Here is a 13709-nt window from a genome sequence, read left to right as displayed (position 1 = left end):
TAATTGCTTGACGTAAATATAATATTTTTAATCAATTCCGTATAAAAATCTACAAAACATTACGAAATTGTTTTCGAATCTTAAATCCAGTCTAAAATTCGTTTAATTGAGGTTAATTTATCTTTGTAAGGTGCATATCTCATTGGTAAATCGAGCCAGTTGCCTTTTTTTACAATTGCTTTATGATGCGAAAAAGTATCAAAGCTCATTTGCCCGTGATATGCTCCAATTCCGCTGTGGCCTACACCGCCAAAAGGCAGTCTTTTATTAGAAAAATGAACAACTGTATCGTTTATGCATCCGCCTCCAAAAGCGTAATTTGAGATTAATTTTTTTGTAAACGATTTATTTTCACTAAAAATATAAAATGCGAGAGGTTTTTCGTACTTGCTTATTACGTTATGAATTTCTGCTTCGGTTTCGTAAGTCAGAATTGGTAAAATTGGACCAAAAATTTCCTCTTTCATAACCGGACTGTCTAAACTTGGTTCTTCGATTAAGGTAGGTGAAATATAAAGTTTGTCGTGATTGGTCTCTCCGCCAAAAATTACTTTTTCGCGCTCAATCATCTGATCCAGACGAACCCAGTTTTTTGTGTTTATGATTCGGGCAAAATCAGGCGATTTGTCTATTTTCTTACCATAAGCATTTACAATTTCTTCCATTAGAAAAGAAATGAAATTGACTTTCATATTCTTCTGAATCAAAATATAATCAGGAGCAATGCAGGTCTGGCCCGCATTTATGAATTTCCCCCAAACGATGCGTTTCGCCGCTAATTTTAAATTGGCTGTTTCATCAATAACACACGGATTTTTTCCGCCTAATTCTAAGGTAACCGGAGTCAGATTTTCGGCAGCGGCTTTTGCTATAATTTTTCCAACCGAAACACTTCCGGTAAAGAAAATATAATCCCAGCGTTCTGCCAGTAATTTATTTGAAACTTCAACACCGCCTTCAAAAACTTCCACATGGCTGATGTGAAATGTTTTTTCGATTAATTTGGCAATAATAGAAGAAGTGTGAGGTGTAAGTTCTGAAGGTTTTAAAACTACTCGGTTTCCTGCAGCAACGGCTGCAATAAGCGGACACAAAGCAAGCTGAAAAGGATAATTCCAAGGAGCGATTACTAAAACATTTCCGTAAGGTTCTTTATAAATATAATCTGAAGAAGGAAAATTTAGAATAGAAGGGAGGACACGTTTTGGTTTTGCCCAGGAATTGATGTTTTTAATGGTATCTTTTAATTCCGAAATAACATAATTCGTTTCGGTTAGAACAGCTTCAAATTCAGGTTTTTTAAAATCATCATATAAAGCTTTTACAATTAGATCTTCATTTTTCTGAATGTTATATAATAACTTTTTCAGCGTTTCTTTTCGGTAACCAATGTCGTTTTTGAAGTCCATTTTGTGATCAGCTTGTTTTTTAGGATATGCAAGTTAATCGATAAAAATTAAAAAATTAACAATTTAATCATAAAAATCATACCGCATTCCAAATAGTTTCGTCTGGAACCGGGGCAATAATTGTGATATTTTCTTTTGAAACCGGATGAACAAAAACTAGTTTTCTCGCATGAAGATGAATACCTCCGTCTGGATTGCTTCGGTCTGCACCATACTTTAAATCGCCTTTTATTGGAGAACCAATTGCCGATAATTGCGCTCTAATTTGATGATGACGTCCTGTATGAAGATTGATTTCAAGAGCCGTATAATTTTGAAGTTCTTTGATGATTTTATAATCCAGACTTGCCAGTTTGCTGTCTGGAACTTCTTTTAAATGCGCTTTTGAAGTATTGTTTTTTTCGTTTCTTTTTAAATAATGAACCAGTTTGGCAGCAGCTTCTACAGGTTTATTTTTTACAACAGCCCAATATGTTTTTTTAGTTTCACGATTGCTGAACAATTCATTCATTCGTGATAATGCTTTGCTGGTTCTCGCAAAAACCACAATTCCGGTTGTAGGACGATCTAAACGATGAATTACACCCAGAAAAACATCGCCGGGTTTATTGTATTTGTCTTTTATGTATTCTTTTACAATATCAGATAAAGGTTTATCACCCGTTTTATCACCTTGTACAATATCGCCAACACGCTTATTAACCACAATAATGTGATTGTCTTCGTGAAGTATTTGCAGGTTATTTTTATCTGAAAGGATTTTCATAAGTAGACGGACTTTGATTTTTAGATTTTAGATTTCTGATTGTAGATTGAAAAAAGTTTGGCTAAAGCCTTTCGTGAACTTAAAAATATACCCCCAGCTAAAGCTGAGGGCTATTAAGTTTTGTTCAATTTAAAAAGCCTTTGAACCTTTGTCACTTTGGATCTTTGTCTCTAAAAAAAATCTCAGAACCTTAGAACCTTAGCATCTTTAAAAATTAATATTGCTCACTAGCATTAGGGAAATCGCTTGATTTTACATCAGCAGCATATTGACCAATTGCTTTAGTCATTTCTTCGTATAAGTTTAAGTAACGGCGTAAGAAACGCGGGCTGAATTCATTATTCATTCCTAACATATCGTGAATAACTAAAACTTGTCCGTCTACCGCACCGCCGGCACCAATTCCGATAACTGGGATTGAAATACTATCGGCTACTTTTTTAGCTAAATCAGCTGGGATTTTTTCAAGAACAACTCCAAAACATCCTACTTTTTCAAGCATTTGAGCATCTTCAATAAGTTTTTCAGCTTCTTGTTCTTCTTTTGCACGAACGCTGTAAGTTCCAAATTTATAGATAGACTGAGGCGTTAAACCTAAGTGGCCCATAACCGGAATTCCTGCGTTTAATATTTTTTTGATTGATTCTTTAATTTCTTTTCCGCCTTCTAATTTCACAGCGTGGGCGCCGCTTTCTTTCATGATTCTGATAGCAGAACGCAAAGCCTCTTTAGGATCTGACTGGTAACTTCCAAAAGGAAGATCAACCACAACCAAACCTCTCTCTACAGCGCGAACTACAGAAGAAGCGTGATAAATCATTTGATCTAAAGTAATTGGAAGAGTCGTTTCATGGCCCGCCATAACATTTGAAGCAGAATCTCCCACCAAAATTACATCGACTCCTGCGGTATCAACAATTTTAGCCATTGTGTAATCATACGCCGTAAGCATAGAGATTTTTTCTCCATTGCTTTTCATTTCAATTAATGACTTTGTTGTGATTCTTTTATAATCTTTTTTTGCTGTTGACATTTTAATTTTTTTTGATAATGTAAAAGTATTGAATAATTGTAAAAGGGGAATCAGCAATAAAAGAATATTTCGACAGAAAAAAGCTTTCCGTCTTTAAAAACTAATCTAAACTGACTGTCTTCCATTATGATAGAATAATTATGCGGTGATTTAAGCGAAGCTTCGATATAGGTTCCATATTTTTCAATGAAAGCTTTTTCGGACACCGAATTATCTAAAATTGTGTTTGGGTTTATGATGAATTTATTGTTTTCGTTGATGTAAACTTTTACGATTTCGGCTTGGTTTTTCTTTTCGTCAACAGAAACTTCTAAATCTGGATAGTAATAAAATAAATCACTTAAATAAATACCGCATTCGTCACCAACATTAGCTTTTTTTGCTGGTTTACCGAATGTTTTTACCAATTCAGTCTGTGATAAATACAAAGATTTTGTTTTAGTTCCTTTTAAGCTGAATTCTGCTTTTTTTGTAAAAGCAATAATTTGTTCCGGTAGTTTATGTTTTGCTAAACCTTTGGCAAGAGCCATATTCATTTCGGTTTCAGCAATTAATTTTGGATCGTTAATTTGCTTCACTACTTCGTAGTATCTTTGGTATGCAGGTTCCAGTTTAGAGTATTCGCTGTTCCATGCCAGTTCTACAATTCTTTCGCTTAGAGTTTTTCGCTCTGAAACCGCATTTACATCAAGGTTATCAAAATCTTTAATAAGCGTTTCGAAATTAGGTCTTAGACCAATAAATTTTCTTAACGTATATCTCGCATATTCTTCGTCGAAATTACCGTTTATGTTTACCCAGTCATCTTCATTTACAGGAACATAATCTACAGCAACGGGATCTCCGGTAAATAAAATTTCTTTAATTTTTGAGTTTTTATCCGGCAGTGCTCTGGCTTTTAGCCCGGCCACAAGAACAAACAAATGATTACCGCCATAATAAGCATCACCGCCTTCTAAAATAGGATTTTCGGCATCTTTTATTTTTACATCTTTTGCATTTAATCTGGTCGCAGCAAATTTTTCCTGAATATATCCTTCATTAAAATTATCTGCCTGAACTTTATACCATCCGTTTTGACTTTCAGATAACAATCGGACTTCTGCTCCGTATCTAAAATACCCTAGAAAAGCAGAAGAAGTATTGGGTGAAGTATAAAGTCTTGTATCTGAATTTAGAAAATAACGTTCCTGAGAATGCAATAAAACGGTGCAGAATAATGCAATTAAGAAGTAGATTTTTTTCATGAAGTGTTTGTTTTTTTGCCGCGAATTTCACGAATTTACACAAATTGTTTTTTACGAAACAGGAGATAAATTAGTGTAAATTAGTGAAATTCGTGGCAGCTTTATTCTTAGCAATCTGCCATGTTTACTGCCACGGCAAGACCTCCTTCAGAAGTTTCTTTGTATTTAGAATTCATATCTTTTGCGGTTTCCCACATTGTATTGATAACTTTGTCTAAAGGCACTTTTGCGTTTTTAGAATCAGTTTCAAGCGCCAGTTCAGCTGCATTAATAGCTTTTATGGCACCCATAGTATTTCTTTCAATACACGGAATTTGAACTAAACCGCCAATAGGATCACAGGTTAAACCTAAATGATGCTCCATTGCAATTTCGGCAGCCATTAAAACCTGAGCAGGAGTACCGCCCATTAATTCGCAGAGTGCCGCCGCAGCCATAGACGACGAAACACCAATTTCGGCCTGACAACCGCCCATTGCAGCAGAAATTGTTGATCCTTTTTTAAAGATGCTGCCAATTTCCCCGGCAACCATTAAAAATTGTTTGATTTCTTTTTCTCCGGCATCATGGTTTTCAATTACCATATAATACATTAAAACGGCCGGAATAACGCCTGCGCTTCCGTTAGTCGGCGCCGTTACAACTCGTCCTAAAGAAGCATTTACTTCATTTACGGCAAGAGCAAAACAGCTTACCCATTTTAAAATCTGACGGAATTTAACCTCGGTTTTTCTAATTTCTTCCAGCCACGATTGGGGATCGTTGTAATTTGATAAACCAATTAAATTTTGGTGCATATCAAAAGCTCGTCTGCGAACGTGTAAGCCGCCCGGAAGAATTCCTCCGGTATGACAGCCAATATACATACATTCAAGCATCGTATTCCAGATACGCATTAATTCTGAATGGATTTCTTCTTCAGAACGCATTGATTTTTCGTTTTCATACACAATTTCAGAAATCGATTTGTTTTCAGAAATTGTATAATTTAAAAGTTCAACCGCATTTTGAATAGGAAACGGAAATGCACATTTTATAACTTCTTTTATCTTGGCATTTTCGCGTTCTTCTTTCACAACAAAACCACCGCCTATGGAATAAAATGTAGATTCGTATTCTGAATCATCATTTTTATAAGCCGTAAATTTTAATCCGTTAGCATGGAAAGGAAGAAAATCTTTATTGAAAACAATATCCTGCAGAAAATAAAACGGAATTTTAAATTCATTTGCAAGATTTATTTCGTTTGTGTCTTCGATTGTTTTGATAATTCCGGCAATATTCTCAACCGGAATATATTCAGGATCCTGACCACTTAAACCAAGCATAACCGATAAATCTGTAGCATGACCTTTTCCGGTTAAGGAAAGTGATCCGTATAAATCGACTTTTACTCGTTTAATCTGGTCTAAAATCGACTCGCTTTTTAACTCTTCGAGAAAGCGTTCGGCAGCTCTCCACGGACCCAAAGTATGTGAGCTTGAAGGGCCAACGCCAATTTTAAGCATATCAAAAACAGAGATACATTCTTCCATTGTTCAATTTTTGTTAAGACAAAGATAATTGAATAATGCAATGATGGTTTAGTTTTGATTGTTAATCTTGCATATTTGTTAAAAAAAATATTAAATTTTAATAATTCGGCAACTAAATAAATTTAATTGTTTAATATGCGGTTTTCGTTTAAAGTTTGTGTTTTTTCGGTATTTTTGTAAGGATTCAAATGGGTAAATCTGTAATTTCTTTTGATTCTTCAGACTTATCTGTTTGTGTTAACTTCAAGGATTTCGTTTTAATGCTGTAAATGTCTTTTTACGAAAAATTTAGAATACCACAAGAAGATAAAATTACATTATGATAGAATTTTTCAAGCATTTTTTACACGAATTCGAACTCCCTCTCAACAACCCGGTATTGATTTTTTCGTTAATACTTTTCATTATTCTGCTGTCGCCCATTTTACTTAAAAAAATAAATATTCCCGGAATCATTGGTTTAATTATTTCTGGTGTTATCATAGGTCCTCATGGATTAAATATACTGGCAAAAAATTCTGCTGTAGATTTATTCTCGACAATTGGGCTTTTGTACATTATGTTTATTGCAGGTCTTGAATTGGATATGAACGAATTTAAAGCCAATAGAAACAAAAGTTTATTATTTGGTTTTTTTACATTCATTTTACCGCTCTCAATAGGTTTTCCGGTTTGTTTTTACTTACTGAAATACGATTTTAACGCTAGTTTTTTAACAGCAAGTATGTTTGCAACGCATACTTTGGTTGCGTACCCAATTGTGAGTAAACTTGGAATTGCAAAAAATCAGGCAGTAGCTATTACGGTTGGAGGAACAATTTTAACTGATACTGCCGTTTTGATTATTCTGGCCGTAATTATGGGAAGCGCTCAGGGAAGTTTAAACCAGGCGTTTTGGATTAAGTTAGGTGTATCTCTGGCAATTTTCTCTGCCATTATGTTTTTGGTTATTCCAAGAATTGCTAAATGGTTTTTCAAGAAACTGGAAAGTGAAAAACACGCCCATTATATTTTTGTTCTCTCAGTCGTTTTCTTTGCGGCATTTTTAGCCGAAGTAGCAGGAGTAGAGCCTATTATTGGAGCATTCGTTGCCGGTTTGGCATTAAATCCTTTAATTCCGCATTCATCAGCTTTGATGAATAGAATTGAGTTTATTGGAAATGCTTTGTTTATTCCGTTTTTCCTGATTTCGGTTGGAATGCTGGTTGATATCAGTGTAATTTTAAGCGGGCCTACAGCTTTAATCGTTGCCGGAACGTTGAGTGTTGTGGCTATTTTTGGGAAATGGATTGCAGCATTTTTTACACAGGTCGTTTTTAAATATACTAAAACCGAAAGACAGCTTATTTTTGGGTTGAGCAGTGCGCACGCGGCCGCAACTCTGGCTGTAATTTTAGTAGGTTTTAAAGCCAAAATTCTAGATGAAAATATATTAAACGGAACCATTATTTTAATTCTGATAACTTGTATTGTAGCTTCTTTTGCTACAGAAAAGGCGGCTAAAAAAATTGCAATCTGTGAAGAAGAAGTTTCTCATGAAGATGCCGGTAAAAATCAAATTCTAGATGAACATATTTTGATTCCGCTGGCAAAAACTTCGGCGACAGCCAGTTTATTAGATTTTGCACTTTTAATTAAAGATAAAAAATCATCAAATCCGGTTACGCTTTTAACGATTGTACCCAATAACGATCAGGCCGAAAAGAACATTTTAAAATATAAAAAAGCAGTTGATAAATTCGTAATTCAGGCTTCTGCTTCTGAAGTAAAAATTAACACAATTGCCAGAATCGATCATAATCCAGCAAGTGGAATCGCTAGGACTTCCAAAGAAATTATGTCGGATATTGTAATTGTGGGCTGGCCTAGAAAAACCGGTTTTATCGATAAAATCTTTGGAGAAAATGTAGATTCTATAATTAATAATGTAGATAAAAGTTTATTTATCTGCAGGTTCCAGAGAACTTTTATTGAAGAAAAAAGGCTGGTATTTATATGCCCGCCATTTTCAGAAAGAGGAGTTGGTTTTCAGGTATTATTACAGAAAATTTCAAGATTATCTCAGGAATTAAGTATTCCTATTGTAATTTATGCAGAATATAAAACGCATCAAACAATTCAGCAAATTGCAAATAATCTTCGATTGAATACTAAACTAGGATTTAAGAGCGTTATAGAGTGGGACGATTTTGAATCTATTTCAGATGAAATCCGCCAAACAGATTTAATCGTTTTTAATTTATCCCGAAAAGGGTCAGTTTCCTATCATTCAATCTTTGACAGGCTGCCTCAGAAATTTGAAAAATTCTTCAACGATAATAATATTATACTAGTTTATCCTCACGACGATCGAAAAGAAAGTGCCATGGATGCTTATGAAGATTTTACGGCTACGCCGTTAACTAAAAGTCTGGAAGCAATTGAGCAGATTGGTCGTGGTTTAGGAAGCATCTTAAAAAAAAGCTAGTATAAATAATTATCAGCATTAATAAATGAGACTAAAGTTTCCGTTAATAGTATTAACATTTTTAAGCTTCGCAGCGAATGCACAAAACAAAATGAAAAAAGTTGAAGAACTCATAGACAAAGCCGATCCGGGCTGGACTCTGGTTGAAGATTGGATTAAAACCGCACAAAATAAAGTAGAGATTTTACCTGCTGATGCTGCGAAAGCAAAAGAGGCTTTGTATAAGACACAAGTTACAACCCGTTCGTCAATGGGAGCGGTCGTTTTTAATACCGGCGGACTTTTAATTGATGACGGATGGATTAGGATTTTGGGTTCGGGAAATTCAAAATTTGACCGTACTCTTCCGGATTGGAACAAAGGAAAAACGTTTACTGAATTTGGTGAAACACCACCGTATTTATTAATTGCAGATGATGCTATTGGCGGTTTTTATCTTTTAAATGGAGGCGGACTAGGAACAGACATTGGCAAAGTTTATTATTTTTCTCCGGATAATTTAGAATACGAACCACTTGATGTTACGTATTCTGAGTTTTTAGGTTTTTGTTTTAATAATGACTTGGATAAGTTTTATGAAGGAAACAGATGGGACGGCTGGCGAGAAGAAGTCTCGAAACTAAAAGGCGATGAAGTTTTTAATTTCTATCCTTTTTTATGGACAGCCGAAGGAAGTGATATTAATAAAAATTCAAGAAAAATTATTCCCGTTCAGGAACAATACGGCTTGAATATCGATTTAAGAAAACAGCTTGGGTTTGAAAAGTAATTTCTAATAGGTATAAAATGAACCATAATATCAAGTCAATACGACCGTTTATTGGAGCTCAGGATTTTGAGGTCTCCAGAAGTTTTTATCGTGAATTAGGGTTTGAAGAAATAGTTTTAGAATCTAATTTTTCTGTTTTTAAATCTGGTGAAACGGCTTTTTATCTTCAGGATTATTACGATAAAAACTGGATCGAAAATACTATGATTTTTGTAGAAGTTGATGATGTTGAACGTTATTACAATGAACTTCTGGCTTTAAATCTTCCTGAAAAATATAAAGGAGCAAAGTTAACTCCAATACGATATTTAGACTGGGGAAGCGAATGTTTTCTGCACGATCCTTCTGGTGTTTTATGGCATTTTGGAGTGTTTAAAAAATAAAGGGCAGATTTAATTGAATTAAAAGAACCCCGATTATAAATTATCTCAAACAAAATTCGCCCAAAACTTTTGTATTGCTTTTACGCTGGTACCAGTCATTGTAAACCAATTCTAAGCTTTTTACATTAAATTCCCCAAAATCGTAATCACGATATTTTTCTGCGGTTTGTATTAATTTTTCTGGATCAAGAAGTTTTTCCTGAAAACGCATTACTGTGGCATGAGCAGTAGATATTCTATATCGGCTGTCGATGCTTTGCTGCAATTGAGAGTTTTTAAAATCTTCGCGTAGTTTATTTCGTAAATTATTTAAGGTTTCATCAGTTGGAAAACCCTGAATCATAATTGCAGAAGACGAAGCGGTAATTCCTTTAAACTGAATTGTAACTTTATCTACATCAACCAGACTTTTACAGATAAGCTGAATATAATCGTTTGGAGAAATATGGTTTAAATTAAAATTTTCTGAACAGGAAATAATCGACATTACGGTAATATGAATATCAGAATCAGGATAATAATACTGTTCTGGTTCAACTTGTTTTAGTTCATTCAATAAGACTTGGATATTTGCTTTGATTTCATCGCTTGGGCGAATGAGCAGAGTAATGCCAAATCGGGAATCAGATTCGTTTTTAATTTCAGTATCAATAGAATATTTTCCTGTCAAAATACTTTTTGAAGAAGTTGTATATAATTGATTATAATGTTCAGTTAAATTCATTTATGATTATTTCTTTTTTGCTTTTTGAAGATTTTCCTGAACTCTAAATTTTACAATTTTTGTAATTAAATCATAAGGCATAGGCTGATTTAAAGGAAACTGAACAGAACCTTTTCCTGATTTGTATTTTGAAAGTTCTGCCGCAAAAGCCTCGTGACCGCTTGGCAGTGCATATAAACCAATATGATTTTTAAAAGCGGCAAAATAGACTACAATTCCATTTTGGTCAAAAGCCGGCATCGAATAACTTATTTTCTCTTTGGCTTCTGGCGCAGCTTTTTGGATTGTCATTCGAACTTTCTCTAAAATTTCCTGAACATCATTTGGAAATCCTCCAATGTATTCGTCGATATTTTCGGGTTTTTTCGTTTCCATGAGTTTTGTTTTTTTGTTTCGGTTTCAGGTTTAAAGTTGAAACTAAAAAAACTTGAAACCTGAAACTTTTTTAAGCCAATCCTTTCGGAAAGCGATCCAGAACTAAATTTAACTGTAATTGATGTTCTAAATATGCTTTTGCTCCGGCTAAAACTAAGGTAAAACCTTCTGTAGAGTTGCGAACCTGATCGATTATTTTATCTGAATCGCCATGAAAACCAGAATTGGTTATACTTACAAAAGTTTCGTTTTCGTTTAACGGAGTAAAAGTCCATTCTACCAAAGTAGTTTCATCTGGATTTCCCCATTCTATGACAATTTTTTTATTTTCCTGCAAAACCAATGTTGTAACCGACAGTGAAAAACCATACATTTCCCAAGTCCATTCAGTTTTTTGATTTTCTTCTAATTTACCCGAACCTTTTGTAAACCAAAATTTACGTGTGATTTCGGGGTTTATAAAAGCCTGAAAAACTTCTGAAACAGGTTTTCTTATCAGCATTTCGGCCTTTGCATATTTGTTGTTTTCTGTTTTCATTTTTTTATAATTAAATATTATTTGTAGAAAGAAGGAAATGTAAAGATAATTCTAAATTTTTACTTTAACTTTTGATTTACAGAATTGTAAGTTATGATTTTTCTTTGTCAATCCATTTTCCAACCGTTGGCGGAATATAATTTCTCATTTTATTCAATAAATCCTCAATGTTATCGCTTACTAAAACCATTGAAGCGTTTACATCTTTCAATAAACCTTTTTCAACCATAACTTTAAGAAGTTCAATAAGTGCATCATAAAATCCGTCTATGTTTAAAATAGCAATAGGCTTTTTATGAAGTCCTAATTGTGCCCAAGTAAGCATTTCAAAAAGCTCTTCGAGAGTTCCAAAACCTCCGGGAAGTGCAATTACACCATCACATAAATCATTCATTTTGGTTTTGCGTTCGTGCATGCTTTCAACCAAAATTAATTCGGTTAAACCTAAATGTGCTATTTCTTTTGATCTTAAAAAATTAGGAAGCACACCAATTACTTTTCCTCCTGCATTTAAGGCTCCGTCTGCAACAGCGCCCATTAAGCCTACGTTTGCGCCTCCGTAAACCAATTCTATATTTTGTTCGGAAAGCGTTTTTCCTAAAGCTATTGCCTGTTCTTCATAAATTTTTTCAGTGCCAAAACTTGAAGCACAAAAAACGGTTATTCTTTTCATTTTTGTTTTTTTTATTATTTTGAAAAGCAAGAGGTAAGATAATCTAGAAGGTCAAAATCTTTCCTCTTGCTTCTTATTTCAAGTCTCATTATTTCTTCAATTCATATTCAAAATACGGCGTATCAACACCATTTACCTTAAATAGGATATCATTAATTTTTTCTGCTCCGAGTTTTAAAACGGCTTTCTGCGAACGAAAATTTTCTGCTCCAACATGAAAAAGCACCGAATTAACATGCTGAAAAGCATAATCAATCATTAATTTTTTGTTTGCTTTGTTATACGGTCCGCCCCAATATTTTCTGGTTATAAAAGTATAGCCAATTCCAACGCTTGATTTTTCGGGATTGTAATCATAAAAACTGGTTGTTCCTATTATCTCATTGGTATGTTTATCAAGAATTAAGAACGAACCTTTTGTAATTATGATATCAAAAAAAGTTTTAAAAGCCTCTCTTTCATGTCGGTTTTTTGCAGGATTCTGTTCCCAAATCAGCGGATCAGAAGCTGCTTCAAATAATGCTTCAAAATCTTTTTCCTTTAACGGGATTAGTTTTGTGAGTTCATTTTCTAAAACTTCAGGCTGTAAATTGAAATTTGATATCATGATTTTTGGTTTTTCTGTTAGTTTTTTGTCTGCTGATTAATGCATTTAGGGGCTCTAAATCTTTTTGATCTGAACGCATGAAACATTCTCCATTTTAATCTGTTTTCCTGTTTTTTTCAATAAACCGGTTTTCAAATCTCTTTTAAAAACAATTACATTTCCGGTAAGCACATTCGATGCAGCCAAAAATTTTCCGCTTTCGTCTATTGCAAAAATTCTAGGATGTTTTCCTAAAGTAGACTGGTAACCAATGTTTTTTAGCAGTCCATTTTCGTCAATAGAGAAAATAGCAATATTGTTTTCTTTTCCACGATTTGTGGCATACAGAAATTTTCCATCTGGAGAAATATGAATGTCCGAACTTTCAAAACCTTCTTTTATTTTATCTGGATGTGAAGCAATACGCTGTATTTTATTTAAAACGCCATTATCATAATTATACACACTTATCTGCCCAGCCATTTCTTCAATACAATAACCCCATTTTTGATTAGGATGAAAAGTAAAATGCCTTGGTCCGGCTTCTAAATCTGTTTTTGTAAACGGGTTTTGGGTTTCGATTAAAGGTTTTTTCTGAGAAGCATCAAAGGCATAACAACGAATTTTATCTGCACCTAAATCGGGTAAAAACAAATAATCGCATTGCGGAGAAAATACTGCCGAATGTACGTGAGATCTTGTCTGTCTGTCTTTGTTTACGCTTCCGTCTGTATATTGAAAGTTCTGCGCAATTGAATCTATTTTTCCATTTTCTAAAAGAGGATAAACCGAAACGCTTCCTTCTGTATAATTTGCATTTGCCAGCCATTTACCGCTTTTGTGAACGCTTACATATACCGGATTTTCTCCGCCGCTTCTCTGGCTGTTTAAAAATGTCAGTGTTTTATTGTCGGGATTAAACTCAAAACTGCTCACGCTTCCTGCATTTGGTGTTTTAGTATCTGTACAGGCATACACATATTTTCCGTTTGGAGAAATCGTTAAATAAGACGGATTTATAATGTTTTTTGCAGCCGTTACTTTCGTAAGTTTTCCATTTAATGTATCCAATTGATATATCTGGATCGCTTCTGCAGTTTTATCGCGGTTATACGATCCCAAAAAGACATAAGTGTTTTGCGAGAAAGCATTAAATGTTAGTAAAAAGATTAGCAGTAAGAAGTTTATTTTGGTTTTCATTTTT

General features: G+C 34.1%; 14 protein-coding genes. 3 read left to right on the top strand and 11 right to left on the bottom strand.

All coding sequences use genetic code 11. The features are described from left to right. Positions 1 to 80: 80 nt before the first annotated feature. The 5 genes from FJOH_RS24335 to FJOH_RS24315 all read right to left on the bottom strand — a co-directional run bounded on the left by FJOH_RS24335 (position 81) and on the right by FJOH_RS24315 (position 5990). Complete coding sequence (locus FJOH_RS24335) at positions 81 to 1409, bottom strand: aldehyde dehydrogenase (protein ID WP_012026678.1); 1329 nt, start codon at positions 1407 to 1409, stop codon at positions 81 to 83. Positions 1410 to 1485: 76 nt separating this feature from the next. After that, positions 1486 to 2175, bottom strand: a complete 690-nt coding sequence (locus tag FJOH_RS24330) for an RluA family pseudouridine synthase (protein ID WP_012026677.1) — start codon at positions 2173 to 2175, stop codon at positions 1486 to 1488. A 214-nt stretch (positions 2176 to 2389) separates the two neighbouring features. Next, the gene (panB, locus tag FJOH_RS24325) at positions 2390 to 3208 is read right to left on the bottom strand and encodes a 3-methyl-2-oxobutanoate hydroxymethyltransferase (protein WP_012026676.1); all 819 of its coding nucleotides are present in this window, start codon (positions 3206 to 3208) and stop codon (positions 2390 to 2392) included. A 50-nt stretch (positions 3209 to 3258) separates the two neighbouring features. Then, the gene (locus tag FJOH_RS24320; RefSeq protein ID WP_012026675.1) at positions 3259 to 4455 is read right to left on the bottom strand and encodes an SH3 domain-containing protein; all 1197 of its coding nucleotides are present in this window, start codon (positions 4453 to 4455) and stop codon (positions 3259 to 3261) included. A 107-nt stretch (positions 4456 to 4562) separates the two neighbouring features. After that, a complete protein-coding gene (locus tag FJOH_RS24315) occupies positions 4563 to 5990 on the bottom strand; it encodes an L-serine ammonia-lyase (protein WP_012026674.1) in 1428 nt (475 codons plus the stop codon). Between the two features lie 319 nt (positions 5991 to 6309). Here FJOH_RS24315 and FJOH_RS24310 point away from each other — a divergent pair, with 319 nt between their 5' ends. From FJOH_RS24310 to FJOH_RS24300, 3 genes are read left to right on the top strand one after another with little or no spacing between them, the layout of a single operon-like run. Beyond that, positions 6310 to 8457: a cation:proton antiporter gene (locus FJOH_RS24310; RefSeq protein WP_012026673.1), complete on the top strand. Its 2148-nt coding sequence runs from the start codon at positions 6310 to 6312 to the stop codon at positions 8455 to 8457. 25 nt (positions 8458 to 8482) lie between these two features. Then, positions 8483 to 9226 (top strand): DUF2625 domain-containing protein, encoded by a 744-nt coding sequence (locus FJOH_RS24305; protein ID WP_012026672.1) that lies wholly within the window; start codon positions 8483 to 8485, stop codon positions 9224 to 9226. A gap of 17 nt (positions 9227 to 9243) precedes the next feature. Then, complete coding sequence (locus tag FJOH_RS24300) at positions 9244 to 9609, top strand: VOC family protein (RefSeq protein WP_012026671.1); 366 nt, start codon at positions 9244 to 9246, stop codon at positions 9607 to 9609. 40 nt (positions 9610 to 9649) lie between these two features. On the opposite strand, the gene FJOH_RS24295 is transcribed toward FJOH_RS24300, so the two are convergent. The 6 genes from FJOH_RS24295 to FJOH_RS24270 form a co-directional block, all read right to left on the bottom strand. Beyond that, complete coding sequence (locus FJOH_RS24295; protein ID WP_012026670.1) at positions 9650 to 10333, bottom strand: 2'-5' RNA ligase family protein; 684 nt, start codon at positions 10331 to 10333, stop codon at positions 9650 to 9652. 6 nt (positions 10334 to 10339) lie between these two features. Continuing rightward, a complete protein-coding gene (locus FJOH_RS24290) occupies positions 10340 to 10708 on the bottom strand; it encodes an iron chaperone (protein ID WP_012026669.1) in 369 nt (122 codons plus the stop codon). A gap of 70 nt (positions 10709 to 10778) precedes the next feature. Beyond that, positions 10779 to 11246, bottom strand: a complete 468-nt coding sequence (locus tag FJOH_RS24285) for an SRPBCC family protein (RefSeq protein ID WP_012026668.1) — start codon at positions 11244 to 11246, stop codon at positions 10779 to 10781. A gap of 91 nt (positions 11247 to 11337) precedes the next feature. Beyond that, positions 11338 to 11919: an LOG family protein gene (locus FJOH_RS24280; protein ID WP_012026667.1), complete on the bottom strand. Its 582-nt coding sequence runs from the start codon at positions 11917 to 11919 to the stop codon at positions 11338 to 11340. An 88-nt stretch (positions 11920 to 12007) separates the two neighbouring features. Then, the gene (locus tag FJOH_RS24275) at positions 12008 to 12526 is read right to left on the bottom strand and encodes a GNAT family N-acetyltransferase (protein ID WP_012026666.1); all 519 of its coding nucleotides are present in this window, start codon (positions 12524 to 12526) and stop codon (positions 12008 to 12010) included. A gap of 54 nt (positions 12527 to 12580) precedes the next feature. Beyond that, complete coding sequence (locus FJOH_RS24270; protein WP_012026665.1) at positions 12581 to 13705, bottom strand: lactonase family protein; 1125 nt, start codon at positions 13703 to 13705, stop codon at positions 12581 to 12583. Positions 13706 to 13709: the final 4 nt, after the last annotated feature.

The sequence above is a fragment of the Flavobacterium johnsoniae UW101 genome (assembly GCF_000016645.1).
In the GTDB taxonomy this organism is placed as follows: Bacteria; Bacteroidota; Bacteroidia; order Flavobacteriales; family Flavobacteriaceae; genus Flavobacterium; species Flavobacterium johnsoniae.
This window is presented reverse-complemented; position numbering and strand designations above follow the sequence as displayed.